The organism is Bradyrhizobium sp. USDA 3650, from assembly GCF_054057395.1.
In genome coordinates this window covers 4322969-4349018 of sequence record NZ_JBSRZG010000001.1, presented here as the reverse complement: position 1 = coordinate 4349018, position 26050 = coordinate 4322969, and the positions used below count along the sequence as shown (strand labels likewise).

The 26050-nt window shown below is 65.0% G+C and carries 21 protein-coding genes, 1 tRNA gene, 1 pseudogene and 1 riboswitch; of the genes and pseudogenes, 10 read left to right on the top strand and 13 right to left on the bottom strand.

Annotated features, from left to right (window positions below; genetic code table 11):
* Positions 1-259: 259 nt before the first annotated feature.
* From ACVIN2_RS20250 to ACVIN2_RS20235, 4 genes and pseudogenes are all read left to right on the top strand, one after another.
* Positions 260-334 (top strand) — tRNA-Gly (locus ACVIN2_RS20250).
* Positions 335-410: 76 nt separating this feature from the next.
* Positions 411-1397, top strand: a complete 987-nt coding sequence (locus ACVIN2_RS20245) for an NAD-dependent epimerase/dehydratase family protein (protein ID WP_456766894.1) — start codon at positions 411-413, stop codon at positions 1395-1397.
* Between the two features lie 374 nt (positions 1398-1771).
* Entirely contained in the window at positions 1772-3052 is a 1281-nt protein-coding gene (locus ACVIN2_RS20240) for a PQQ-dependent sugar dehydrogenase (RefSeq protein WP_456766893.1), read from the top strand.
* A gap of 193 nt (positions 3053-3245) precedes the next feature.
* Positions 3246-3840, top strand: a pseudogene (locus ACVIN2_RS20235) (c-type cytochrome).
* A gap of 78 nt (positions 3841-3918) precedes the next feature.
* Here the strand turns inward: ACVIN2_RS20235 and panE are convergent.
* From panE to ACVIN2_RS20215, 4 genes are all read right to left on the bottom strand, one after another.
* The gene (panE, locus tag ACVIN2_RS20230) at positions 3919-4842 is read right to left on the bottom strand and encodes a 2-dehydropantoate 2-reductase (RefSeq protein WP_456766892.1); all 924 of its coding nucleotides are present in this window, start codon (positions 4840-4842) and stop codon (positions 3919-3921) included.
* Between the two features lie 187 nt (positions 4843-5029).
* A complete protein-coding gene (locus ACVIN2_RS20225) occupies positions 5030-5644 on the bottom strand; it encodes a 2-hydroxychromene-2-carboxylate isomerase (RefSeq protein WP_456766891.1) in 615 nt (204 codons plus the stop codon).
* Between the two features lie 86 nt (positions 5645-5730).
* Positions 5731-7080 (bottom strand): MATE family efflux transporter, encoded by a 1350-nt coding sequence (locus ACVIN2_RS20220; protein WP_456766890.1) that lies wholly within the window; start codon positions 7078-7080, stop codon positions 5731-5733.
* An 88-nt stretch (positions 7081-7168) separates the two neighbouring features.
* Positions 7169-7765 (bottom strand): DUF2239 family protein, encoded by a 597-nt coding sequence (locus ACVIN2_RS20215; RefSeq protein ID WP_456766889.1) that lies wholly within the window; start codon positions 7763-7765, stop codon positions 7169-7171.
* A gap of 150 nt (positions 7766-7915) precedes the next feature.
* Here ACVIN2_RS20215 and ACVIN2_RS20210 point away from each other — a divergent pair, with 150 nt between their 5' ends.
* A complete protein-coding gene (locus ACVIN2_RS20210) occupies positions 7916-8581 on the top strand; it encodes a glutathione S-transferase family protein (RefSeq protein WP_456766888.1) in 666 nt (221 codons plus the stop codon).
* Positions 8582-8591: 10 nt separating this feature from the next.
* Here the strand turns inward: ACVIN2_RS20210 and ACVIN2_RS20205 are convergent, their stop codons facing one another.
* A complete protein-coding gene (locus ACVIN2_RS20205; RefSeq protein WP_456766887.1) occupies positions 8592-9887 on the bottom strand; it encodes an MFS transporter in 1296 nt (431 codons plus the stop codon).
* 112 nt (positions 9888-9999) lie between these two features.
* Positions 10000-11751: a gamma-glutamyltransferase gene (ggt, locus tag ACVIN2_RS20200; protein WP_456766886.1), complete on the bottom strand. Its 1752-nt coding sequence runs from the start codon at positions 11749-11751 to the stop codon at positions 10000-10002.
* A gap of 99 nt (positions 11752-11850) precedes the next feature.
* Here ggt and ACVIN2_RS20195 point away from each other — a divergent pair, with 99 nt between their 5' ends.
* Positions 11851-13236 (top strand): MFS transporter, encoded by a 1386-nt coding sequence (locus ACVIN2_RS20195; protein ID WP_456766885.1) that lies wholly within the window; start codon positions 11851-11853, stop codon positions 13234-13236.
* Positions 13237-13336: 100 nt separating this feature from the next.
* Here the strand turns inward: ACVIN2_RS20195 and purH are convergent, their stop codons facing one another.
* From purH to ACVIN2_RS20180, 3 genes are all read right to left on the bottom strand, one after another.
* The gene (purH, locus tag ACVIN2_RS20190) at positions 13337-14929 is read right to left on the bottom strand and encodes a bifunctional phosphoribosylaminoimidazolecarboxamide formyltransferase/IMP cyclohydrolase (protein WP_456766884.1); all 1593 of its coding nucleotides are present in this window, start codon (positions 14927-14929) and stop codon (positions 13337-13339) included.
* 25 nt (positions 14930-14954) lie between these two features.
* Positions 14955-15036, bottom strand: a riboswitch (ZMP/ZTP riboswitch).
* 59 nt (positions 15037-15095) lie between these two features.
* Positions 15096-16814: a heparinase II/III family protein gene (locus ACVIN2_RS20185; protein WP_247285459.1), complete on the bottom strand. Its 1719-nt coding sequence runs from the start codon at positions 16812-16814 to the stop codon at positions 15096-15098.
* Between the two features lie 156 nt (positions 16815-16970).
* Entirely contained in the window at positions 16971-18317 is a 1347-nt protein-coding gene (locus tag ACVIN2_RS20180; protein WP_456766883.1) for an RsmB/NOP family class I SAM-dependent RNA methyltransferase, read from the bottom strand.
* 187 nt (positions 18318-18504) lie between these two features.
* On the opposite strand from ACVIN2_RS20180, the gene ACVIN2_RS20175 reads away from it, so the two are divergent.
* Positions 18505-18714 (top strand): DUF1674 domain-containing protein, encoded by a 210-nt coding sequence (locus ACVIN2_RS20175; protein WP_456766882.1) that lies wholly within the window; start codon positions 18505-18507, stop codon positions 18712-18714.
* A gap of 57 nt (positions 18715-18771) precedes the next feature.
* The gene (locus tag ACVIN2_RS20170) at positions 18772-19362 is read left to right on the top strand and encodes a thermonuclease family protein (RefSeq protein ID WP_456766881.1); all 591 of its coding nucleotides are present in this window, start codon (positions 18772-18774) and stop codon (positions 19360-19362) included.
* A 55-nt stretch (positions 19363-19417) separates the two neighbouring features.
* Here the strand turns inward: ACVIN2_RS20170 and ACVIN2_RS20165 are convergent, their stop codons facing one another.
* Both ACVIN2_RS20165 and acs read right to left on the bottom strand, forming a co-directional pair.
* Positions 19418-19933: a L,D-transpeptidase gene (locus ACVIN2_RS20165; protein ID WP_456766880.1), complete on the bottom strand. Its 516-nt coding sequence runs from the start codon at positions 19931-19933 to the stop codon at positions 19418-19420.
* 450 nt (positions 19934-20383) lie between these two features.
* On the bottom strand, positions 20384-22330 hold the full coding sequence (gene acs, locus ACVIN2_RS20160; protein ID WP_456766879.1) for an acetate--CoA ligase: 1947 nt from the start codon (positions 22328-22330) through the stop codon (positions 20384-20386).
* Positions 22331-22720: 390 nt separating this feature from the next.
* Here acs and ACVIN2_RS20155 point away from each other — a divergent pair, with 390 nt between their 5' ends.
* Positions 22721-23890 carry a DNA topoisomerase IB gene (locus ACVIN2_RS20155; protein ID WP_456766878.1) on the top strand — a complete coding sequence of 390 codons (1170 nt, stop codon included), beginning with the start codon at positions 22721-22723 and terminating at the stop codon, positions 23888-23890.
* Positions 23891-23903: 13 nt separating this feature from the next.
* Here the strand turns inward: ACVIN2_RS20155 and ACVIN2_RS20150 are convergent, their stop codons facing one another.
* Complete coding sequence (locus ACVIN2_RS20150) at positions 23904-24359, bottom strand: SRPBCC family protein (RefSeq protein WP_456766877.1); 456 nt, start codon at positions 24357-24359, stop codon at positions 23904-23906.
* A 101-nt stretch (positions 24360-24460) separates the two neighbouring features.
* On the opposite strand from ACVIN2_RS20150, the gene ACVIN2_RS20145 reads away from it, so the two are divergent.
* On the top strand, positions 24461-25555 hold the full coding sequence (locus tag ACVIN2_RS20145) for an adenylate/guanylate cyclase domain-containing protein (RefSeq protein WP_456769766.1): 1095 nt from the start codon (positions 24461-24463) through the stop codon (positions 25553-25555).
* Between the two features lie 81 nt (positions 25556-25636).
* Here the strand turns inward: ACVIN2_RS20145 and ACVIN2_RS20140 are convergent, their stop codons facing one another.
* Positions 25637-26050 (bottom strand): EVE domain-containing protein, encoded by a 414-nt coding sequence (locus tag ACVIN2_RS20140; protein ID WP_456766876.1) that lies wholly within the window; start codon positions 26048-26050, stop codon positions 25637-25639.

Sequence of the window (26050 nt, the reverse complement as noted above, 5' to 3'; positions counted from 1 at the left end):
ATGTCTGGAATTGGCGGGTCTTTAGCACGTCGCCAATTCATATGCTTCGCTGTTGGCCCTAAATTGGGCCGGGACGGCCGAATTTCAATCCGTGCGGGCCGATTCGCCGGTTCCGGGGCCTTTTTGGGTCATTTGGCCGCGTTCGGGTCGATATCGGACCTCCGATTGCGCATCTATGCCGCCGGTAGCTGTTGCATTCCCCTCCCGCTTTTGGCATAGGACAGCCGTTGCCGGCGCAGTCATGCGACCGACACAGGATGCGGGTGTAGCTCAGTGGTAGAGCACGACCTTGCCAAGGTCGGGGTCGAGGGTTCGAGCCCCTTCGCCCGCTCCAATTTTCTCCCAAAGCATCCAGCTGGACCGAACGGGCACGTGTCTTCCACGCGGCTGGCGGCTGTCTTGGGTCGCGAATGACAATTCTGGTCACAGGCAGCGCGGGCCATCTCGGGGAAGCGCTTCTCCGCACGCTCCGCGGGCGCGGTTCGCCTGCGCGTGGGGTCGACCTGAAGCCATCGCCCTTCACCGATGCCGTCGGCTCGATCGTCGATCCCGATTTCGTGCGGGGCCAGATGGACGGTGTCACCGCCGTGGTCCACACCGCGACGCTGCACAAGCCGCATGTGGCGACCCACAGCAAGCAATCCTTCATCGACACCAACGTCACCGGCACGCTCAACCTGCTTGAAGCGGCCGTAGCCGCCGGCGTGCGCAGTTTTGTTTTCACCAGCACCACCAGCGCGTTCGGCTCGCAGCTCCGCTCCGACGCGGGCCAAGCCGCGGTGTGGGTCACGGAGGACCTGCCACCGATTCCGAAGAACATCTACGGCACGACCAAGCTGATGGCCGAGACCCTCTGCGAGTTGTTCCATCGCGAGCGCGGCCTGCCTGTCGTGGTCTTGAGGACCTCGCGCTTCTTCCCGGAAGACGATGACGATCCGGCGATGCGGTCGGCTTACGCGCCGGAGAATGCGCAGGCCAATGAGCTGCTCTATCGCCGGCTGGATATCGCGGACGCGGTGAGCGCCCATCTGCTCGCCGCCGAGCGCGCGCCGGACATCGGGTTTGCCCGCTACATCGTGTCGGCCACGAGCCCGTTCGAGCAGCGCCACCTTACTGCGCTGGCGCGCGATGCGGCCAGTGTGGTGCGCGAGCTCTATCCAGATTGTGCGGAGCTCTATGCGGCGCGCGGCTGGCGGCTATTCCCCGCGATCGACCGCGTCTACGTCAATGAGCGTGCGCGGCGCGAACTGGGCTGGCAGCCCGAATTCGACTTCGCGCATGTCCTGAAGTGTCTTCGCGATGAGCGCGATTTTCGCAGCACGCTGGCGCGCGATGTCGGCTCGAAAGGCTATCATGAGACGGTTTTCGACGACGGTCCCTACCCCGTCGCCCCGTAGTCGCCACCTTTGCTAATTCGCTCGACGCGCCAGATGCCTACCCGGCGTCACCGGCAGCAAGATGGCCAGAGCATTTCTACTGTGCATGGGGTTGTTTTCGCTTTTTTTCCGGACCTCCTGCTGCCTGTAAATTAGCCGCGCGCGATCTTGATTCCGCGCTGCAGCGAGAGCGTTGTCGTCGCCGCGTTCGCCATCATTGACTTTCCGTCTCAATTTTTACTTAGCGCTATCGCGGCGCACGCGGCGCGCTTCTCACCGCTCGCAGATGTGCTAACCTTCCGCGTCTGTCTTCTCGACAGAGTCCGAACTTCGCCTCTCGATAGCAAAATAAAATAAATGTGCAGCCCTGACGGCTGCCTTAGGGGAGTGACGCGATGAAATTCCATCGATCCGTCTTTCAATCCGTTCTGGCGCTTGCAGCGGTTGCCCTTCTCGCGGGGACAAGCGTCGGTCACGCGCAGCAGCAGGACAAGAACAAGCCGCTGAAGAAATACGAATCCGGCACCAAGGAGTTCTGGACCCATCCGCCGGACGATTGGTTCCTCGGCGACGAGACCGAGGCGCAAAAGGGCCTCGCACCGCCCTCGGGTCCGCCGACCGGCGCGTCCGATTCCGAGCTCGCCAACATCGTCAAGAAGGTCAAGTTGCCGGCGGGCTTCAAGATGGAGGTCTACGCCTCCGGCGTGCTGGCCGCGCGGCAGATGGCCTGGGGCGACAAGGGCACGCTGTTCGTCGGCTCGTTCGGCCTCGGCAACGTCTACGCCATCAAGGACAACAACGGAAAGAAAGAGGTCAAGACCATCCTCAAGGGGCTGAACATGCCCACGGGGCTGGCCGTCAAGGACGGTGCGCTCTACGTCATCGCGGTCGACAAGCTGATCCGCTACGACGACATCGAGAACAAGCTCGACAGTCCCGGCGAGGGCAAGGTCGTCTATGACGACATGCCGTCCTATGCCGCGCATGGCTGGAAGTACATCGCGGTGGACAAGGAAGGCTGGTTCTACATTCCGTTCGGACCGCCCTTCAACATCGGCGTGCCCCCGACCAGCGTGTCGCAGATCCGCCGCGTCGATCCCAAGACCGGCAATGCGGAAATCTACGCGCTCGGCGTTCGCAACTCGGTCGGCGGCGACGTCGATCCGCGCACCGGCAAGTTCTGGTTCACGGAGAACGCCCGCGACTGGATCAGCGACGATCTGCCCTCAGACAAGCTGAACATGATCAGCAAGATCGGCGAGCACTTCGGCTATCCCTACTGCCACCAGGGTGACCTGCCGGATACCAAGTTCGCGATGGGCCATAAATGCTCCGAGTTCACGCCGCCCGTGCTGAACCTCGGCGCTCACGTCGCTCCGCTCGGCATGAAGTTCTATACTGGCGATCAATTCCCGGCCGAGTACAAGAACAACATCCTGATCGCCGAGCACGGCTCCTGGAATCGTCACAAGTACCAGGGCGGCCGCATCATGCGCGTGATCGTCGGTCCCGACGGCAAGAACGCCAAGCAGGAGGTGTTCGCCTCCGGCTGGATCGAGGGCGACCAGGGCTATCTCGGCCGTCCCGACGACATCATCCTTGCCAAGGACGGCTCGATCCTCGTCGCCGACGATTGGGCCGGCGCGATCTACCGCATCAGCTACAGCAAGAAGTAGCGTAAGACGACGCGAGGCTGCGGTGCCGAGGGGCACCGCAGCCTTTTCTTTTCAATTTCGCACGCTGTCGTTCCTGATCGCGCGCCGCTGGCACGCAAGTTCGGAACCCATAGTGACGAACGGGGGTTATCGAACTCCGGGCTCGCGCTTCGCCGCCCCGGAATGAACGTTCGACAGATCGGAAATTCCAATCATGCGCCGGCAGTTCATCTCGCACGCAATCAGCGCGGTTGCGCTTCTCGCGCTCGGTTCTCTCCCCACAAGCGCCGCGGACAATGCCGCGATCAAGGAGAAGGCCGCCGTTTGCGCCGGCTGTCACGGCGAGAACGGCATCTCGCAGACCGAGAATATCCCTTCGCTCGCCGGCCAGCCCGATCAATTCCTGCAATGGCAGCTGGTGTTTTTCCGCGCCGGCTCGCGCAAGAACGACCAGATGCAGTCGATCGCCGAGGAGATCACCAACGAGGACGTCCGCAATCTCGGCGCCTATTTCGCCGCGCTGACGCCGCCGACTGCGGCGGAAGACAAGGATCCGGACCTGTCGAAAAAAGGCGCGCAGGTTGCCGTCGGCCGCCGCTGCGCCTCATGTCATACGGATAGCTTTGCCTGGCACCAAGGCGGTCGCGCGGCTCGCGGGCCAGCGCGAGGAATACCTGGTCAAGGCGCTGCACGACTACAAGAGCAGCCAGCGCGTCGGCGGTGGCGGCGCCGCGATGGCCGATGTCGCCTATCACATGAGTGATGAGGAAATCACCGCCGTCTCGCACTATCTCGCGTATTTCAAATAGCGAGTGATGTAGCTGCGAACTCCACTGTTGTCCCGGGCTCGCGCTAGGCGCGCCCGGGGATGACGATCGAGCGAGGGCCTACCCCGCCCGCTGCTTCTCATACGCCTTCAAATGCGTGTAGGCGATGCGCAGCTTCGGGACCGGCACCTTGGCGGCGTCGGCGCGCGCGATGAGGTCGCCGATGACGTGATCGGCCTCGACCGGCAGGCCGGCCTTGACGTCGCGGAACATCGAAGCCGTCATCGGCGAACCCTCGGTGGTGAGGTTGCCTTTCACGCGCTCGAAGAACGGCCCGCCCGGCGTGTAGCCTGAGGCGGCGGCGATCGCGCTGGTCTCATCCAGCATGCCGAGCAGGAAATCCCTGCCGCCGGGAGCGGCGAGGATGTTGCCGACAGAGGTGCGCATCAGGCTGGTGGACGCCGCCAGCGAGGACAGGAACACCCACTTCTCCCACATGTCCTGCATGATGTTCTGGCTGGCGGTGGCACCAGCGATGCCGCTCTTGAAGGCCTCGTCGATCGCCTTGACCCGATCCGACAGCTTGCCATCGCGCTCGCCGTAATTGATCGACTGCATCGGCTGGAGCTGCACCACCTCGCGCTTCTCGTTGAGCGTTGCGGCGATGGCGCAGAGGCCACCGAGCACGCGCTCCTTGCCGAACTTGTCGTCGAGGATGTCGAGATGCTTCATGCCGTTGAGCATCGGGATGATCGCGGTATTCGGCCCGACTGCTGCCGCGAACGACTTGATTGCGTCGTCGAGGTCGAAGGCCTTGCAGCTGAGCAGCACGACGTCGAACTTGTCCTTGAGCGCGTCGGCCTGGACGGTCGGCGGATTTTTCAGCGTGACGTCGCCGTTCGGGCTCTTGATGACGAGGCCGGCGCTCGCGAGCTCGCTGGCGCGCCGTGGCCGGACCAGGAAGGTGACGTCGCGACCGGCCTGCAACAGCCTGCCACCAAAATAGCCGCCGATGGCGCCAGCGCCGACCACGAGGATACGCATGGGATCGTCCTTGTTGTTCGTTCTTTTTCGTCGTCCTGGCGAAAGCCAGGACCCATTACCCCGACTGCCTCTTGTCGGACACGTCGGAGCCCCAGTCTATCGCCAAACGCGATTCGATGGTTATGCGTCCTGGCTTTCGCCAGGACGACGTCGGAGATGATGGCTCGATCCGTCCATCATACGAAAATCACTTCCCCGATACCATCTCTTCGACCTCGCGCAACTGCTCCTTGCCGAAGAACATCTCGTCGCCGACAAAGAAGGTCGGCGAGCCGAACGCGCCGCGCGCGACAGCCTCCTCGGTGTTCTTGATCAGTCTGCCCTTCACCTCGGGTTCCCCGGCGCGGGTGAACAGCTTTTGCGCGTCGAGGCCGGAGGACGCCAGCGCCTTCGCCGCGATTTCCGGATCGTCCATTTTCTTCGGCTCGCGCCACATGTGATGGAAGGCGGCCTCGACGTATGTTTCGAACACGCCTTCGAGCTGCGCCGCGATCGCCGCGCGCATCAGGTTCAGCGTGTTGACAGGGAAGAAGGGATTCCAGACATAGGGCTGCACCTTGAAGCGCCTGACGAAGCGCTCGGTCTCGACCGCCTGGAATTCCCGCTTGTTCTTGACGCCGGCGAGCGTCTCGGCCGGCGACTTGTTGTTGGTCGACTTGAAGATGCCGCCGAGCAGGATCGGCACGTACTCGAACTTGACGCCGATGCGCTGCTCGATCGCGGGAATCGCGAGATGACTGAGATAGGCATTCGGACTGCCGAAATCGAACAGGAATTGCGGGGCTGTGCGGGTCAAAATCATCCTCCCTGACGTCGCTTTTTCGCATTGTGGCGCAGCGCGCGCCGCGGGTCCACCTTTTAATGACGGTCATAATCTCTTTGATGTCGTCAGGTCAGACGCCGGATCGTTCGCTTGCGCCACACCAGAAGGTAATAGCCCATCTGCAAAAGGAACATGGAGCAGAACACGATCGGATAGGCGGCCCACACACCCTCAAGGCCGATCGTGCGGCTCAGGATCACCGCGGACGGCAGTTCGATTGCTCCAATGGCGAAGATCGCGAGCAGCATTGGCGTCAGTGCCACGCCGGCGGCGCGCATTGCGCCGGAAAACACCGTCGCCAGGCCGAACGGCACCGAGCTCCACAGTGCGATGTTGATCAAGCCCTTCGCCAGATCGAGCACGGCGTCATCAGTGATGAAGATACCGAGCACGGCGCGCGGCGCGAGATAGATCAGCGCCACCAGCCCGCCCGTCAGGACGATGTTGAACGCAAGTCCGGTGCGCACGATGCCGTCGAGCCCCGTTCTGTCGCCGCGGCCAACCGCCTGCGCGCCGAGGATCGAGACCGCGATTGAAATCGACATCGCCGTGAACTGCGTGTAGCCCATCACCTGGTTGACCGCGCCATAGGCTGCGGTTGCGCTCGAGCCGAAGCTGTTGACGAGGCCGAGCAGCACCAGCTCGGCGATCGCCATCACCACCATGCCGATTGCGCTCGGCAGTCCAATGCCGAGAATTTGCCCCAGTACCACACGATTGAGCTGCAGATGACGCAGCAGTGCAGCGTCCGGTGCCAATGCATGTTTTCTTCGCAGCAGATAGGCGGTCAGCGCGACCAGCGTCAGCGCGTTAGCGATCGCCGCCGCCCAGGCCGGGCTGGTGATGCCGGCCGCCGGAAATCCGAACGACCCGCGGATCAGCATCGGCGTCAGGATCAAGCCGATCGCGGTCGACAAGGCCAGCGCCAGCAGCGGCGTCAGCGCGTCGCCGACGCCGCGGATCATCGCCGTCATCAGCAGGAAGACGAAGCCGAGGGGCATGGTGAGCAGCATGATGCGGGCATAGGCGCTGGCTTGGTCAAGAATGTCCGCGGGCGTTGCGAGCATCATCATCAATTGCCGGCTAAAGATGCCGCCGGTCAGTGCAATTGGAATCGAGAGCAGCAGGCCGATCGCGAGCGTCGTGCCCACAATGAGCTTGATCCGGCCCTGCTCGCCAGCACCATAGGCCTGGCCGATCAGCACCGTGGCGCCGGTGCTCAGGCCCATGACGAAGGCGAACAGGAAGAACATCACCGGAAAGAACACCGAGACCGATGCGAGCGCGTCGATTCCGATCATCTGGCCGAGATAGACGTTGCTGACGGTGCCGAACAACGATTGCAGCGCGTTGCTCAGCATCAACGGTGCGAGGAAGCGCAGAAAAGTCTTCCAGAGCGGCTTGGCGGCGGACATGGATCGGCCTTTCATCAGGGCGTGCGAAACCGTCGCCACGCGAAGCGCGCGCGGCCCGGCCGTCGATAGGTTGTGAGAAGGCGTGCGCCTAAGCGCGGTCGCTGTAGGCGAGCTTGACGATGTGGTCGCGGATGTCGGCGGGCCAGTCTGCGATCAGTCCGGTGAAACGCCGCCGGTCATCCGCAAACAACGCGCGCGATGCTTCCTCGAACTGCGGCAGATTGCCGGCCATGGTCGACATGAAGTGATAGGCCGCATCGCGCGCCTGCCGCTCGCGGTCCTTGTCGCCGCTGGCGCGCCGCGCCTCTTCGACAAGTTTCCGCAGCGCGACCGAGGCGCCGCCTGGCTGCGCGCTGAGCCACTCCCAGTGCCGTGGCAGCAGCGTCACCTCGCGCGCGACCACGCCGAGCTTCGGCCGGCCGCGGCCGCGCGGCTCGCTCGGCGATGCGGTCTCCTCAACCGGGGGCGGCACAAGCTTCGCCAGCCGCGCCAGCACCTCGCGGTCTCCGCCGCGCAAATCGAAGTCGATCGTTCGGCCCGTGGCGTCCTCGAAGATGACGATGGGCTGGTCCGGCCGCTCCGCCATCCGCTTGATGACCAGCGCGACCTCTCCTGCCGGCCCGGAGACCAGACGGCGATGCCCTTGGAAAGCGGTGAAAGTCTTCTGCATTGGAATCATTGCCATATTGGTCACGGTGACGACTTTAATACCCGGGTGAATTACAAAGGTCAATATACCCGGGTGAAAATATCTGACCGGATGGCTCGACATTGCGTTCCCGGGCTGGCACGAACGCGCGGCCGATCGACCATGCCTAGCCCCGGGGACCACGCGATGCTGACCGTTCATCACCTCAACAATTCCCGCTCCCAGCGCGTGCTGTGGCTGCTCGAGGAGTTGGGCGTGCCCTACGAGATCGTGCGCTATCAGCGCCAGCCGGACATGCGCGCGCCGAAGGAGCTCCGCGCCATCCATCCGCTCGGCAAGTCGCCCGTCATCACCGACAACGGCAACACCATCGCCGAGTCAGGCGCGATCATCGAATATCTCATCGCGACCCACGGCAACGGCCGGCTGGTTCCGCCGCCGAACACGTCGGAGCGGCTGCGCTTCACCTATTGGCTGCACTATGCGGAGGGCTCGGCGATGCAGCCGCTGCTGCTCAAGCTGCTGTTCACGCTGATGCCGAAGCGCGCGCCGGCGTTGCTGCGCCCGCTGGTGCGCAAGGTTTCGAACCAGGCGCTCACCGCATTGGTCAATCCGCAGCTCAAGCAGCACATGGACTATTGGGAAGGCGAGCTTGCGAAGACCGAGTGGTTCGCCGGCAACGAGTTCACTGCCGCCGACATCCAGATGAGCTTTCCGCTCGAAGCAGCCCAGGCGCGCGGCGGCCTCGAGCTCGGCCATCCCAAGGCGATGGCGTTCCTGGAGCGCATTCACGCGCGGCCAGCATACAGCCGCGCCCTCGAAAAGGGCGGGCCGTATCAGGTCGGACGATAGCTAGCCTGTATCAGTCCGCGTGCAGCACGCGCCCGCGCGTCTCCGGCAGCGCGAAGGCGGCGATGAAGAACAGCACGTAAGCCGCCACCGCGAAGATCGCGATCGCATTCGCAAGCGACGTCGTCGCCGACAGCGCTCCGACCAGGAACGGAAACAGCGCGCCGATGCCGCGGCCGAAATTGTAGCAAAAGCCCTGGCCCGAGCCGCGCAGCCGCGTTGGATAAAGCTCGGTCAGGAATGCGCCGACGCCGGAGAAATAGCCCGAGGCGAAAAAGCCGAGCGGGAAGCCGAGCACCCACAGGATTTCGTTGGTGAGTGGCAGCTGCGTGTAAAGCAGTACAACCGCCATCGCGCCGATCGAGAAGGTCAGAAAGAGATTGCGCCGTCCGATCCGGTCGGCGAGCCAGGCGCCGGTGAGATAGCCGATGAAGGAGCCGATGATCAGCGTCGAGAGATAGCCGGTCGAGCCGACGATCGACAGATGCCGCTCCTTGGTCAAAAACTGCGGCACCCAGAAGGTGACGGCGTAGTAGCCGCCCTGGCAGCCCGTCGCCATCAGCGACGCCAGGATCGTGGTCTTCAGGATTGGACCGGAGAAGATTTCCCAGAGCGCCGGACGATTGCCGCTCGCGGCCTGCTTGGCGCGGGCCTCGGCAGCGATCTCGGGCTCGGTCACGGAGCGGCGGATGTAGAACACCAGCAGCGCCGGCAGCGCGCCGATCACGAACATCCAGCGCCACGCCGTCTCCGCTGGCAAAGCCGAGAACAGGATCGCCTGCGACAGCACTGCAAGGCCCCAGCCGACGGCCCAGCCCGACTGCACCGAGCCGACCGCACGCCCGCGATATTGCGGCCGGATCGCTTCACCCATCAGCACGGCGCCCGCCGCCCACTCTCCGCCGAAGCCGAGGCCCAGCACCGCGCGTGCGATCAGGAGCTGTTCGAAATTCTGCACGACCGCGCAGACCAGCGAGAACAACGAGAACCAGATGATGGTGATCTGGAGCGTTCTGACCCGGCCGATATGGTCGGAGAGATAGCCGCCGAGCCAGCCGCCGATCGCGGAAGCCAGCAGCGTCACGGTGCCGGCGAGTCCGGCTGATCCTGCATCGACCTTCCACAGCGCGATGATGGTGCCGATCACCAGCGGATAGATCATGAAGTCCATGCCGTCGAGCGCCCAACCTGCGGCGCAGGCCCAGAACGTCCGCCGCTCCGGCGCGTTCATGTCGCGATAGAAGGCAAGAAGGCTGGTGTCCTCGATCTCGGCGCGTTCGATGCGCTGGTTCGGATCAACTGTGGTCATGTGCGTTTCCCGACAGTATTTTCTTTGGCAGTTTCTTCTGGCCTCGCGGTGGTAGCACGCGCGGCGGCGCGCGCAAGCGGGCCGCCGGCCTTCGCGCCATGCAAGGACAGAGTTACTGCCCCGCTGCTTCCGCACCTCGGCTACGCGGATCGGGCGCGCCGAGCGGCCCGTTGGCGGTCACCGCGATCGAATTCGCCGAGGTCTGTCCCATCGGCGCGACGATGAGATGATCCATCGCCTTCAGCTCGAGCAGCACATGATCCGGGAAGCCGCTCTCGACCCGGACCTCGTCGGGCAACCATTGGTGATGCAGCCGCGGTGCGGCCACGGCGGCCGCGACGTCCATCTTGTAATCGAGGACGTTGACGATCACCTGGAGCACGGTCGAGATGATCCGGCTGCCGCCGGGCGAGCCCGTCACCAGCACCGGCTTGCCGTCCTTCAGGACGATGGTCGGCGACATCGAGGACAGCGGCCGCTTGCCCGGCCCGGGCAAATTGGCCTCGTAGCCGACAAGGCCGTAGGCATTGGAAGCGCCGACCGCCGCGGTGAAATCGTCGAGCTCGTTGTTGAGCAGCACGCCGGTGCCGTCGGCGACGAGGCCGAGGCCGTAGCTGAAGTTCAGCGTATAGGTGTTGCTGACCGCGTTGCCGCTGCCGTCGACGACGGAAAAATGCGTGGTGTTGCTGCCCTCATGCGGCGAGGTCGCGGTGGAAACGAGCTGTTTCGACGGCGTGGCGCGATCGGCGGAGATGGTTGCCCGCAGCTTCGCGGCGTAGTCTTTGGCGGTGAGCGTCCCGATCGGCGCGTTGACGAAGGCGGGATCGCCGAGATAGCGCGCCCGGTCCGCATAAGCGCGCTTCATGGCCTCGATCAGCAGATGCAGCGAGGCCGGCGATCCCTGCTTCAGATCAGCGAGCTGAAAACCTTCGAGAATATTGAGTGTCTCCACCAGCACCACGCCGCCCGACGACGGCAACGGCATCGACACGATGTCAAAGCCGCGATAAGTGCCGCGCACCGGCGCGCGGATCACCGCCTGATAGGATTTCAAATCGGCCGGCGTCATGATGCCGCCCGCGTCAGCCACGGCCTTGGCGAGTTTCTCAGCGACCGACCCCTCATAGAAACCGCGCGGGCCCTGTGCGGCGACAGCCGACAACGTTTCGGCGAGATCGCTCTGCACCAGCCTGTCGCCTTCGCCGAGCGGCGTGCCATCGGGCCGCGAGAAGATCCTGGCCGAGGAGGGCCAACGCACCAGCCGCTTGTGCCAGCCCGGCAGCGTGTCGGCGATGTCGTCGCCGACGAGGAAGCCATCATGGGCGAGCGCGATCGCGGGCTCGAGCAGTTGCGCCAGCGTGAACCGGCCCGAGCCATATTTTTCCAGCGCCAGCGCAAGTCCCGCGACGGTGCCGGGGACGCCGACGCCGAGCGCGGAATCCCGCGACTTCGCCGCGTCGGGCTTGCCGTCGGCGCCGAGGAAAATCTGCGGCGTGGTCGCAGCCGGCGCGGTCTCGCGATAGTCGATCGTGATGTCTTCGTTGCGCTCCGTGGAATGAATCACCATGAAGCCGCCACCGCCGATATTGCCGGCGCGCGGATAGGTCACGGCCATCGCAAAGCCGGTCGCGACCGCGGCGTCGACGGCATTGCCGCCGCGCCGCAGGATGTCGGCGCCGACCTGCGCAGAGATTTTCTCCTGCGCCACCACCATGCCGTGCTCGGCGGGAACGGCATGCACCGTGTCGAGCGCGGGCGGCACATAGGCCCGCCGCGCATCCTGCGCGGTCGCGGCCGGAAGTCCGAACGCCAGAGTGGCAAGGAAGGCGAAAAATGTCCGCCGTGTCGAGAAAGACGACATCATCAAACTTCCGCAATGGCCATGGGCAGTTCACATGCAGCGCTGCAATGCTATACGGTTTGCCCCGACAGAGGCAAAACTGTTCGTGATGAGGATTGTGCAGTGACGACGATCGCCCCGGATGCGCGCATCGCCGGCGCGCAGCGGACCTATCCGCCGCGCAGCGCCGTCGTCAGCTGGATCTTCTTCGACTGGGCCGCGCAGCCTTACTTCACGCTGATCACGACCTTCGTGTTCGCGCCCTATTTCGCCACCGGCATTGCGCCGAATCCCGCCGCCGGGCAATCGCTGTGGGGCTTTGCGATGGCTGCCGCGGGCCTCGCGATCGCGCTGATGTCGCCGGTGCTGGGGGCTATCGCCGATGCTTCCGGCCGCAGGAAGCCATGGATCGCCGGATTCGGTGCCGTGCTGGTGCTGGCATCCTGCACGCTGTGGATCGGCAAGCCCGGCGATCCCTCGATCATCCCGCCGTTGCTCACCGCGGTCGCGCTCGCCAGCGTCGGCGCGGAATTCGCCACCCTCTTCAACAATGCGATGATGCCGACGCTGGTGCCGCCGGAGCGTATCGGCCGGCTCTCCGGCACCGGCTGGGCGACGGGGTATGTCGGCGGCATCGTCAGCCTGATCATCGTGCTCGGCTTGCTCGCAGCCAATCCCGAGACCGGCCGCACGTTGCTCGGTCTCACGCCTCTGTTCGGGCTCGATCCGGTCAGCCATCAGGGCGATCGCGCCGCCGGACCGTTGACCGGGCTTTGGTTCATCATTTTCGTGACGCCGATGTTCCTGTTCACGCCGGACTATCCGGCGAAGCGTCCGGTGCGCGAGGCGCTGCACGAAGGCCTGTCGGAGCTGAAGCAATCGATCAAGAGGCTGCCGCAGCAGAAATCGCTTGCGGCGTTTCTGCTTGCCAACATGATCTACACCGACGGTCTGGTGTCGCTGTTTGCCTTCGGCGGCATCTATGCTGCTGGCACGTTCGGCTGGCACACGATCCAGATCGGCACGTTTGGCATCATGCTCGCGATCGCCGGCGCGTTTGGCGCGTGGTTTGGCGGCAAGCTGGACGATCGCTTCGGGCCGAAGCGCGTGATCGCCGGCAGCATGCTGATCCTGCTGCTGGCGCTGGCGGCGATCCTGCTGGTCGACAAGGATTCGATCTTCTTCATCAAGGTCGCGCCGCCCGCGCCCGGTGGCGGATTGTTCGCCGCTGCGTCAGAGCGCGCTTATCTGGTGCTGGGCTGCCTGATCGGTGCAGCCGGCGGTCCGCTGCAAGCTGCCTCACGCACGCTCCTGATCCGTCTCGCACCGAAGGACCGCATCGCGCAGTATTTCGGTCTGTTCGCACTGACGGGGAAAGTGACGTCCTTCATCGGCCCGCTGCTGATCGGCGTGATCACCGCGGTGACGGCGAGCCAGAAGGCCGGCATGGCCGTGCTGGTGGTGTTCTTCGTCGCGGGGCTGGCGCTGTTGATGCGGGTGCGGGAGTAATTTCGTAGCCCGGATGGAGCGAAGCGCAATCCGGGAAAGTCTCTCCGAGAGGCGAGAACCCGGATTTCGCTTCCGCTCCATCCGGGCTACCGCCAATCAATCAATGCCTGAAGTGCCGCGTGCCCGTGAACACCATGGCGATGCCGTGCTCGTCGGCGGCCTTGATGACCTCGTCGTCGCGCATGGAGCCGCCGGGCTGCACCACGGCGGTGGCGCCGGCCTCGATGCAGGCGAGCATGCCGTCGGCAAACGGGAAGAACGCATCCGACGCCACCACCGAGCCCTTGGTGAGCGGTTCGGCGAGCTTCAGCTCGGTGGCCGCATCCTGAGCCTTGCGTGCCGCAATCCGCGCTGAATCGACCCGGCTCATCTGGCCGGCGCCGATGCCGACGGTGGCGAGATCCTTGGCGTAGATGATGGTGTTGGACTTGACGTGTTTTGCGACACGGAAAGCAAACTTCAGGTCGTGCATCTCGGCGTCAGTGGGCGCACGCTTGGTCACGACCTTGAACGTCATGTCGTCGACCACGGCGTTGTCGCGGCTCTGCACGAGGAGACCGCCCGCCACCGTCTTGGCGGTGAGGCCGGGCGCGCGCGGATCGGGCAGGCTGCCGGCGAGCAGAAGCCGAAGGTTCTTGCGCGCGCCGATGATGGCGATCGCTTCCTCGCTTGCGTCCGGCGCGATGATCACCTCGGTAAAGATCTTCGTGATCTCGCGCGCGGTGTCGGCATCGAGTGCCCGGTTCATCGCGATGATGCCGCCGAAGGCCGAGGTGGAATCGCAGGCCAGCGCCTTGCGATAGGCACTGACCAGGTCGGAGCCCTCCGCGACGCCGCAGGGATTGGCATGCTTGACGATGACGCAGGCCGCGGTGCGCTTGGCGTCGAACTCGCCGATGCATTCATAGGCGGCATCGGTGTCGTTGATGTTGTTGTAGGAGAGCTCCTTACCCTGGAGCTGCCGCGCGGTCGAGACGCCCGGCCGCTTGTCGGGCGTCGCATAGAACGCCGCGGTCTGGTGCGGATTCTCGCCATAGCGCAGCGACTGGATCAGCCGGCCGCCGAAGGCGCGGAAATCGGGCGCGTCGATCTCGAGCTGGCGGTTGAACCAGTTCGAGATCGCGGCGTCATAGGCGGCAGTGCGCGCGTAAGCCTTGGCGGCAAGGCGCCGGCGCAACTTCAGCGTGGTCGCACCTTTGTTGGCGGTGAGCTCGTCGAGCACGGCCTGATAGTCCTGCGCCTCGACCACGACGGCGACGTCGTCATGGTTCTTCGCGGCGGCGCGGATCATCGCGGGGCCGCCGATATCGATGTTCTCGATGCAATCCTCGAAGCCCGCGCCTTTGTCGACGGTCGCCTCGAACGGATAGAGATTGACGACGAGCAGATCGATCGGCGCGATGCCATGCGCCGTCATCGCGTCCGCATGGTCATTGTTGTCGCGGATCGCGAGCAGGCCGCCATGCACCTTCGGATGCAACGTCTTGACGCGGCCATCCATCATTTCCGGGAAGCCGGTCAGTTCGGAGACGTCCTTCACCTCGAGGCCGGCCGCGGCGATCGCCTTCGCAGTGCCGCCGGTCGAGACCAGCTCGACATCGTGCGCGGCAAGCGCCTTTGCGAAGTCGATCAGGCCGGTCTTGTCGGAAACGGAGAGAAGGGCGCGAGTGACGCGGCGGGGATGGTCAGTCATGAGCAAGATCCTCTGTCTGAAGGAGTGTCTATGCCCAGGCGCGCGGCTTCTCAGTCTCGCGCTTCCCGATGGTGCTCCATCCAAGGTCGCCAGTCGCGCGAGCGAGGGCTCGATAGCAGTTTTCGATCGCTTTCACAACGTTCAGATCGGGCCGAATCACATGCGTCTACAGCGGAAGTTCCGGCTCCCGCCGCGCATTTCTGCGGGCATTCGTGATCGCCGGCGAGGCGGTGGAGCGGACAAAACTCCAGCGGATCGAGGGCGCCTGCCGCGCATCCTGACGGATCACGATCTGCGCGGTGCGGCGCGGGCCGTCATTGCCGGCCAGGGATACGCTGTCCTCGAGCTCGACCTTGTCGTCGAGCGCCTCGAAGGTCCAGACGTCGCGGTTCGGCAGCACCAGCATGACCCCGCGGGCATCGGACAGCCGGCTCGCCTTCACCGCCGGGTGCAGATGGAATCGGAGCGCGAAGTCGGCATCCGGACCCTTGAAGCGTCCGCCTTGCGGCGGCGACAGCGTGTCCTCGCCGTCGATGCGTGCGCCGTCATTGGCGATCATCAGCACGCGGCGGTGGATCGCGCCGAATTTTGTCAGGTAACCGTCATGCGACGTCGTGAGCAGCGTGCCGTTCTGCACGATTTCGCGATAGCTCTCGACCTCGACGGGGCCGCTGGTGACCGGAGCACCGTGCAAGAGCCGCTTCATCGCCGACATCTCCACGAACTGGCATGACGAGGTGTCGTGATAGGTCAGCGTCGAATGCGCCGCCGTGCCGCGTGCGAACGGCCGCCAATTGTCGCGGCCCGTGGTCGGCATGCCGCAATTGGTGACGATGCGGCTGATGCCGGAGGATAGTTCGAACGACAGGCAGCCGGCATGGGCGTCGTGGCTGACGCCGGCCGCCGGCGGCGGGCCGGTGTCGATGATCAGCGTGGTCTGGCCGGCATCGAGGCGCTGGAAACCGGTATGCGGCATGTTCGACATCGGCGCGCCGTGGGTGTCGTCATAGGCAAGCAGCGTCGCGAGCAGGTCAGAGGGCGTCGCGCTCATGCCGTTGAACAGCGCGAAATTGCCGTCGCCGTGGCGGAAGAAGCGGAGCATCGGCATCATGCGGTCGATCGCGTTGAGCAGCGCGGGCGGCGGCGCGATGTTGCGGGCGGCAAAGGTCTGCCGCAGCGGCAACAGGTCGATCAAGAGCTCGATCAGCGCGCCCGGGTTGCGCGAGACATGCCCGCCGTCGGGCAGGATCTGCCGCTGCAATTCATCCGAGAGCTTTTTCGAGGTGCTGCGGATGTGACTTGCCTGGTTGGCGAGGCACAGCGCCGCATAGCACAGCGCGATCAGCACCTGGAGCTTCGGCACTCCGTCGGGAATGTTGACCATGGTGTAGCGCAGCAAGCGGATCTCGCGCGCCAGCGCGCGCAGATAGCGGCGGTAGAATTTGTTGTCGGTATCGTTGAGCACCAGCGGCGCCTGCGACAGCAGGGAGATCACGCGTCGCGCCAGCACGTCGGCGCGTCGCGCGACGGGACGGCGCTTGCTGGCAGGGTTGCCGATCCAGTCCTCGATCAGCGAGCGCGCATTGGCGCGCGTCAGCGCGGTGTCGGCGGCGCGCAAATGGCGCAGCCAGCCGAAGCCGAGCAGCGCAACCTCCCAATCCTCCGACGGCGGCTCGAGATCGAAGATCGAGCGGCCGTGGCAATTGACGATCTTGCCGGCGAAGACGAAGCGGCCGGCATAGATCTCGGCGGCGCGGGTCGCATCCGCGGTGCGCAGATCATGCGGCGCGATGATCAGCCGGTCGGCGCGGCCGGGCCAGACCCGCGACAGGGCGACGGAACCGCCGCTCGCGCGCGCGAGCATGTTCCGCGCGAAGCGGTTCATCACCAGCGTCGAGATACGTCTGCGTTGAGCGACCGACACGCCTTGCCTTGATGGGGGAGAGGATTCCGACGAATCCTTATTAATCCCAAAATCGGACGGCCGACACCACCTTGAACGACGCGAATCAGCGCCGTGGTTGCAAAATCCAGTGCAAAATCAGGATTTAACGAGCCGGGCCGCGAAAAATCCGTCGAGCCCGCCGAGCTTGGGATCAGCGTTCGGCAGATGGCTGGGCAGGGTGCGCAAATCGCCCTCGGCGGTGATGATCTCGCTGAGTCCCGACACCTCGGACGCATCGATCGGAACCCGGCGAAGCCCAGGCTCTGCGGCCAGCAGCGCGGCGACCGCATGCTCGCCCTCTTCGGGTTCCAGCGAGCAGGTACAGTAGACCAGCGTTCCGCCGGGCTTGAGCAGCGAGACCGATTTTTGCAGCAGCCGCCGCTGGAGCGCGGTCATTGCGGCGATGTCGGATTCCTGCCGAAGCCAGGATACGTCGGGATGGCGGCGGATCGTCCCGGTCGATGTGCAAGGCGCATCGATGAGGATGCCGTCGAAGCCATCGGCAGGGCCGGCCCATTCCGCGGCGTCGGCGACGACGGTCTCGGCCTGGAGCGACAACCGCGTCAGATTCTCGCGCAGCCGTGCCACCCGGGCGGGCGAACGGTCGATGGCGGTGACATGGGCGCCAGCCTGCGCCAGCTGCGCGGTCTTGCCGCCGGGAGCGGCGCAGAGATCGGCGATGGATTTGCCCGTGATGTCGCCGAACAGCCGGGCCGGCAGCGCAGCGGCGGCGTCCTGCACCCACCATTGTCCTTCGGCGAAGCCGGGAAGCATGGTCACTGCGCCGTGCAGCACCGTACGCACCGATCCGGTCGGCAGGACTTCGCCATGGAGCCGGCTCGCCCATTGCGCGGCGTCCGACTTCACGGTCAGATCCAGCGAAGGATCGTGGCTGAGTGCGAGCGCCATGTCTCTTGCGACTGTTTCGCCGTAATGCGCGCTCCAGCGCGCGACCATCCAGGGCGGCAGGTCCAGCGATTGCGCGGCAACCTCGTCCACCAGCGCCTTGCCCTCGCGGGCGCAGCGGCGCAGCACGGCGTTGACGAGGCCGGCATAGCGTGCGGCGCGCCGGTCGGATTGCACGAGGCGAACGGAGAGATCGACGGCTGCGTGATCGGGCACGTCCATCCAGAGGATCTGGGCGGCGCCGATCAACAGCGCGCTCTGCGCGCGCGGCGCGTCGGAGGGAATGCCCTTGTCGAGCAGGCGGGACAGCACATGGCCAAGCGTGCCGAGCCGGCGCAGCACGGTGGCGACCAGGCGGCGCATCAGCGCGCGGTCGCGGTCGGGGAGCGTCTTCAGTCCGGGATGGGCGCCGCTGCCGTCGAGCTGCTCGTCAAGCGTGCGGTGCTTTTGCAGCACGCCGTCGACGATGTCGGCGGCAATCCGCCGCGCCGCGAGACCGGGCACTTCGGATGGAGGAGCGAAACGTTGAGAAGGCATGCGGAAACAAGGTTCTGAGCGAGCGGCAGTTCGCCGTAATGGGCGCATGCCTTGAGGAGACGATCTCTGGCACGCGAATATGCCAAATGTAAGAATCGCTTCCGGGTTTTTCAGCCCTTTCGGAGCCATTTCAGGAATGCGTTATTGGGCGTCGCGCCGCGGGCCATCACGCGCTAGAAAGCCGACGATGAGTGACCAGCCTTCCGTTCCCGACCGCAAGCAGCTCACGCCGGCCGCCCAGCGTGCGCTGGCCGAGGCCGAAGCGCGCCGGCAGGCTGCGGCAGTCCGAGCCAAAAACGACGGCCAGGCAGCGCCAAAGGAGTTGCAGGGGCCAAAAGGACCCGAGCCGACCCGCTATGGCGATTGGGAGCGCAAGGGCATCGCTTCCGACTTCTGAAGCTTGCCTTGCGAGGCTCGCTTGCCGGACTGCCCGACTCAGCCCTAGCGTGCGCGGATGTCGCGCTTCGATCCAAGCCATCCGTCTCGGCCTTCGTACAGCGGCTCGCCGTTTGGTCGCCGGTTCTCAGGCCTGTTGCCGTGGATGTTCGTGGTCGGAATCGTGGTGGCCGTGGTGTTCACGTTTCGGCACGGGATGAACTGGCCCTTCCCTCGTGCGACTGACGGTCAATCGCGGGACGCCGAAATTGTGCTCCAGCAAGGCCGCCATCCCGATGCTCGCCAGCCCGTCGACGTCATCCGCACCATCGACGGCGACACCTTTCTCGCGCGCGTGCATCAGCAGAGCGGCCGCGATCTCGTCGCGCGCGTTCGCCTGCGCGGCATCGATGCACCTGAGATGAAAGCCTCCTGCCAGGAGGAACTGGACAAGGCCGAAGCCGCGGCCCGCGCATTGCGCGATCTGCTCGGGCAGGGTGGCGTGACGATCACCAATCTCGGACCCGACAAATACGGACGCGTTCTCGCCGACGTCGCGACCAAACGCACGGCCAATGTCTCGGCGGCGTTGCTCGCCGGCGGCTACGCGCGGAGCTACAATGGCGGCCATCGCGACGGCTGGTGCGCGCGGAGCTGGCGCTTCTGGTAACAAAAAAGCCGCGTCGAAAGACGCGGCTCCTGCCGTCTCGCCTTGATGCCGGCGATCAGCGCGTCACGACCACCGTCGTGCCGACCGAGACGCGGCTGTAGAGATCGGTGATGTCGTCGTTGAGCATGCGGATGCAGCCATAGGAGACGAAGCCGCCGATCGAGCCCGGCACGTTGGTGCCGTGGATGGCATATTCACCGCCGGACAGCGTCATCGCCGCGACGCCCATCGGGTTGCGCGGCGACCCGCCCGGGATGACGTCCGGGATGCTCGGCTTGTCGCGCTTCACCTCGGCAGGCGGCGACCAGGCCGGATTGCGGTACTTGCCATCGATACGGGTGGTGCCGGCCCACTGCTTGCCGGACTTGCCGACGCCGACCGGGTAGCGCACGGCGTGGCCGTTATCGAGGACGAGATAGAGCCGACGCTCGTTGGTTTTGACAACGATAGTGCCCGGCGAATAGTCGGCCAGGTGGGTCCCCACCATTTCCGGCCGCGCCTGCGCCGCCGTCGAGATCATCACCCCAGCCCCGACGGTGGCGGCCAGCGCCACAGCAATCCTCATCGACATCGATTTTCCCCTTGCCCCGAACGGACCGTCCAAAATTACGCAAAACCGGCAATCGCTGGCTCGCAAGTCCTTGTTGCAAGTCCTTGTCAGGGGACATTCTTAACCGCGCTTGTTAACCGGATGGTTTCCACGCACGGCCGCCAAGGGCCAGCCAGCAGGGGGAACAAAGGAAATGTTCGAAACAAAGTAAATGACCTGAAAACAACACTCGCCCGGAAAGATGCCCGGCCGCCGGGGCGCGCCCTGACAAGTGCGTGAGGGTATGAACGGCTGTTGTTCGGGGGAGCGCGAACGCGGGGATGGGTCTGGTGTCCCGGACGCGGCGCAGCGCGAAGCGGTGCGACGCAGAGCGGGACCCAAAAAGCCTCAGAGTCTGGCTGTTGCATGGGCCCCGGCTCTGCAGCGCACCGCTAAAAAGCGCTGCGCTGCGTCCGGGGCACGAGACATGGGTCAGACCGACTTCTTGTTCTGCCGGTTCTTGACGAGGTCGTCGACCACGCCGGGATCGGCCAAGGTCGAGGTGTCGCCCAGGCTGCCCGGCTCGTCCTCGGCGATCTTGCGCAGGATGCGGCGCATGATCTTGCCGGAGCGCGTTTTTGGCAGACCCGGTGCGAACTGAATCTGGTCGGGCGAAGCGATCGGGCCGATCTCCTTGCGCACCCAGGTGACGAGCTCCTTGCGCAGATCCTCGGTTGGCTCGATGCCGGCCATCAGGGTCACATAGGCGTAGATGCCCTGGCCCTTGATGTCGTGCGGGAAGCCAACCACGGCGGCCTCCGAAACCTTCTCATGCGCCACCAGCGCGCTTTCGACTTCGGCGGTACCCATGCGGTGGCCGGAGACGTTGATGACGTCGTCGACGCGGCCGGTGATCCAGTAATAACCGTCGGCATCGCGCCGGCAGCCGTCGCCGGTGAAATACTTGCCCTTGTAGGTCGAGAAATAAGTCTGCTCGAAGCGGGCGTGGTCGCCATAGACCGTGCGCATCTGGCCCGGCCATGACCGCGTCAGGCACAGATTGCCTGATGTCTCGCCGTCCAGCACGTTGCCGTCGGCGTCGACGATCTCGGGCACCACGCCGAAGAACGGCTGCGTCGCCGAGCCCGGCTTGAGCTTGGTGGCGCCGGGCAGCGGCGTGATCAAAATGCCGCCGGTCTCGGTCTGCCACCAGGTATCGACGATCGGGCAGCGGTCGTCACCGACGACGCGGTGATACCATTCCCAGGCTTCCGGATTGATCGGCTCGCCGACCGAGCCGAGCAGGCGCAGGCTGGCGCGCGAGGTCTTCTTCACCGGCGCGTCGCCGCTCTGCATCAGCGCGCGGATCGCGGTCGGCGCGGTGTAGAAGATGTTGACCTTGTGCTTGTCGATGACGTTCCAGAATCGCGAATTATCCGGGTAATTCGGCACGCCTTCGAACATCAGCGTGGTCGCGCCGTTGGCGAGCGGTCCGTACAGAATGTAGCTGTGGCCGGTGACCCAGCCGACGTCGGCGGTGCACCAGTAGATGTCGCCGTCGTGATAGTCGAAGACGTATTGATGCGTCATCGCGGCGAACACGAGATAGCCCGCGGAGGTGTGCAGCACGCCCTTGGGCTGCCCTGTCGAGCCCGAGGTGTAGAGGATGAACAGCGGATCCTCGGCGTGCATGTGCTCGACCGGGCATTCCGTCGTCACCATTTTGGCGGCGTCGTGGTACCAGAGGTCGCGCGAGGGATTCATTTCGACCGCGCCGCCGGTGCGCTTGACCACGACGACCCAGTCGACGCCGTCTGCCTTGGCGAGTGCCGCGTCGACATTGGCCTTCAGCGGCACCTTCTTGCCGCCGCGCAGGCCCTCATCCGCGGTGATGATCACCTTGGACTGGCAGTCGTTGATGCGCTGGGCGAGGCTGTCGGGCGAGAAGCCGGCGAACACCACGGAGTGAATCGCGCCGATCCGCGCGCAGGCCAGCATCGCGTAGGCCGCCTCCGGAATCATCGGCAGGTAGATGGTGACACGGTCGCCCTTCTTGACGTTCCGGGTGCGCAGGATGTTGGCCATCCGGCAGACCTCGTCGTGCAGCTCCTTGTAGGTGATGTGCCGGGATTGTGAGGGATCGTCGCCTTCCCAGATGATCGCGGTCTGGTTGGCGCGGCTGTGGAGATGCCGGTCGATGCAATTATGGGCGACATTGAGAACGCCGTCCTCGAACCATTTGATCGAGATGTTGCCAGGCGCGAAGGAGACGTTCTCGATCTTCGTTGGGGCGTGCATCCAGTCGATGCGCTTGGCCTGCTCCGCCCAGAAGGCGTTCGGGTCCGAGATCGAGCGGGCGTACATGTCCTTGTACTTGGCCTGGTCGACCCAGGCGCGCTTCGCCCATTCTGCGGGGACGTCGTAGATCTTCTCGGACATGTTTCCCTCCACATACGGCAAGCCGAGCACAGGCCAGCCGACTTGATCGTTGAACCGATTATGCGTCGGGCTAACCGGACCCGACAAGGTGCACAAGCTGGACCTTCGGCGAGCAGCCGGCCATGCGGAGGATCAAGCCGCTTCGTGCGACTGTCGCAGTTTTGAAACAGGGCGACGGGGCTTTCGGGTCTTTACCGAGATCCTCGGAATGGGCCGGCGCAGAGCGCCATGCTCCCGGCAGCGGTATTTAGAAACCGCCCTCACTGATTCGGGACTCGCAATGCGGTTCGGAACACCCTAAGTGGCTAACCCGGGTCCAACGAGACCCCTTGGAACAAAAATCAGAACAGCGGCATTGACCGATAACAAACAGGGCTAAGGCATAAGACTATGATGGATCAGCAGAATCTCGGGACTTTGCGGCCCGCTTCAGCCGATCCTGCTGCCATTGCACTGGCCAAAGCCCTCGGACAATGGCCGAAACCGGCCGGTTCCGGCCGTCCCAGCCCGAAAAAAGCGTTCGACACGGCCCCTGCAGCGACGGTCGAGGCCCTCGCCAAGGAACTGGGCCTGCGGCTCGGCGACCAGAACGAGCTGACCATTCGCCGCATCAGGCGCGGCAAGGGCTATTCCTTCGTGCGGCCCAACGGGGTCCACATCCGCGATGCCCGCACTATTCGGCGGCTGCATTCGATGGCGGTGCCGCCGGCCTATCGCGAGGTGCGCTACTCTGCCGATCCGAGCACGCATCTCCAGGCGGTGGGACGCGATGCCGCGGGCCGGCTGCAATATCGCTATCACGCCGATTGGGAGAAGGTCCGCGAGCAACGCAAGGCGCATCGTCTGGAGAAGCTCGTCGGCGCGCTGCCCAAGATCCGGCGCAAGGTTTCGGCGTTCTTGTCGGGCGACGAGCCGACCCGCGAGTTCGCGCTCTCGGCCGTGATCGAATTGATCGCGCGCACCGCGATCCGCCCCGGCAACGAATCCTATGCCCGTCTCAACGGCACCCGCGGGGCCACCACGCTGCTGAAGTCCAACGTCTCGCTGGAAGACGACAGCTTCGTGCTGACCTTCAAGGCGAAGGGCGGCAAGGCGGTGCGCAAAGAGTGCGACGCGGCCAAGCTCGTGCGCGCCATCGGGATTTTGCAGGGCGTTCCGGGCAAGCGCATGTTCCAGTATCGCGATGCCTACGGCATCGTGCGCGCCGTCAGCACCACGCAGGTGAATGCGTTTCTGCGCGAGATCGCCGGCATCAAGATCTCGCTGAAGGATTTCCGCACGCTGATGGCCTCAGCCGTGGTCGTGGAATCGCTGTCGCGGATCACGCCGGCGACCAGCCAGCGCGGCCGCAAGAAGCAGGTGCTGGAGGCGATCCGCGGCGCGGCCGACCAGCTCTCCAACACGCCGGCGATCTGCCGCAAGAGCTATGTTCACGACACCATCGTCACCGCGTTCGAGGACGGCATCCTCGAACGCTTCGCCGCGACCATGAAGGGCCAGCGCTCGCAGGCCAGGCGGGAGCAGCTTTTGCAGCAGGTGGTGGCGACCGCGGCGGTCTGATCCGCTCCCGTCGCTACGTCTTGTTGGAAACGCCGTTGTCGGGACCGGGATCGCTGCCCGCGGCTGCCGCCGTGAGCCGTCCCAGATAATGCGCCCATCCCGTCGCGTGTGCGGCAGCCTGTTCCTCGGTCGGCAGCCCGCTATGGGTCATGCGCAGCAATGTGCCGCCGTCGCGTTCGATCAGGTCGATCTCGATCAGGCTCGAGCCGGGCGGCACTTCCTGGCCGCCCTCCCATCCAAACGTGTAGGCGAGACGATGCACCGGCACGACTTCGCGGAACGCGCCGCGGGCAACGCCGCCGCGGGGGCCGATGCCTTTGAGCAGATACAGCCCGCCGGGATGTGGCTCCGTGGTCGCATCGGAACCCATCCAGCTCAAAATCTTCTCGGGGTCGGTCAGGTAAGCGAAAACGGTGGCGCGTGGGGCGGCGATCTGGGTCTCGCGTCGCACTATGAACGGTTCGGTCATCGGCGATCATCCCTGGGCTGACCGTTGGACATGGCGGCGCTCGGGCGGCCCGTCAAGGATTGCCCGTGACAAAGACCGCCTGCGTTCGTCATGATCGGCCCATGCACCTCTCGCCGACGCTCGCCTGGCTTGTCGATGCCGCCGCCGATAGCACCGGGGCCGACCGCCTGCTCGCGGATCTCGGCGCACATCTGGTCGCCGACGGCGTGCCGCTTGCGGCAGGCAGCCTGACGCTCGAGGTGCCACATCCGCTGATCGCGAAGCGGACATGGTTGTGGCGCGCGGAGAACGGCCGGGTGATCGAAGCGCTCGGCTTCGCACCAGGCGGCCTTGCGCCCGACCCGCCTAACGATGCCGGCCGCCGCTGGCTGCGCGACATCGCGGAGGGTGAAGTGCACGAAGATGTGGTCGGACGGCCCGACGGGCCGTTGCTCGGCTGGATCGGGCCGCGTCCGTTCACCGCGGCCGAGACCGAGCAATTGCGCCAGGCCGCGCGCTTCGCCGCGACGCCCCTTGCGGTGCTTGCCGCGCGTGCAACCTTGCGCGCGACGTTGGATGCTTATCTCGGCAAGCGTAGCGCGGAGCGGGTGCTGGCGGCACCCCTGCGGCGCGATCTCGGCGAGACCATTCAGGCCGCGCTGCTCTATGCCGATCTACGCAATTTCACGCTCCTGTCGGAAACCAATCCGCCTGCCGACGTCATCGCGGCGCTCGATGCCTGGTTCGATCGCATCGCCGGCGCGGTCCACGCCTTCGGCGGCGAGGTGCTGAAATTCATCGGCGACGGCGTGCTCGCGATCTTTCCGGTCGTCGGGGCGTCACCGCGCCAAGCGTGCGATGCGGCGCTGCGTGCCGCGCGCGCAGCCGAAGCCGGGATGGCGTATCTCAACGCGGAGCGTCGTGCCCAAGGTCTGCCGCCGCTCGCGTTCGGCGCGGCGCTGCATCTTGGCGAGATGCTGTGGGGCAATATCGGCGCCGCCAACCGGCTCGATTTCACGGCGATCGGTCCCGCCGTCAATCTCGCCAGCCGGCTCGAAGGATTATGCAAGCCGCTCGGCAGAACCGTGCTGGTGTCGGGCGCGCTCGCCGCCGAAACCGACATGCCTCTGATCGCGCTCGGATCGCACTCGCTGCGCGGCATTGCCGCGCCGTGTGAGGTGTTTGCACTGCCGGAGAAGCAAGCTCCGCTATCGTAGCCCGCATGAGCGTAGCGACATGCGGGATCGCAGCAGTAGTCCCGGATATCGCTTCGCTCATCCGGGCTACAGCGCCTAAGCCTACATCCCGCCCATCTTGCAGACGAGCTTCCATTCCTCGGCCGTCACCGGCTGCACCGAGAGGCGCGAATATTTCACCAGCGCCATGTCGGCGAGCTTCTTCTCGGCCTTGATCGCGGCCATTGTCACCGGAATGTTCAACGGCTTGTCGGCCTTGATGTCGACGCAGACGAATTTTTCCGTCTTGTCGGTCGGATCGAGGTAGGCTTCCTTGATAACTTCCGCGATGCCAACGATCTCCTTGCCCTCGTTGGAATGATAGAAGAACGCCTTGTCGCCCTTCTTCATGGCGACGAGATTCTGGCGCGCGGTGTAATTGCGCACGCCGGTCCAGGCTTCGCCCTTGGCGCCTTTCGCCACCTGCTGGTCCCAGGACCACACCGATGGTTCGGATTTCACCAGCCAGTACGCCAT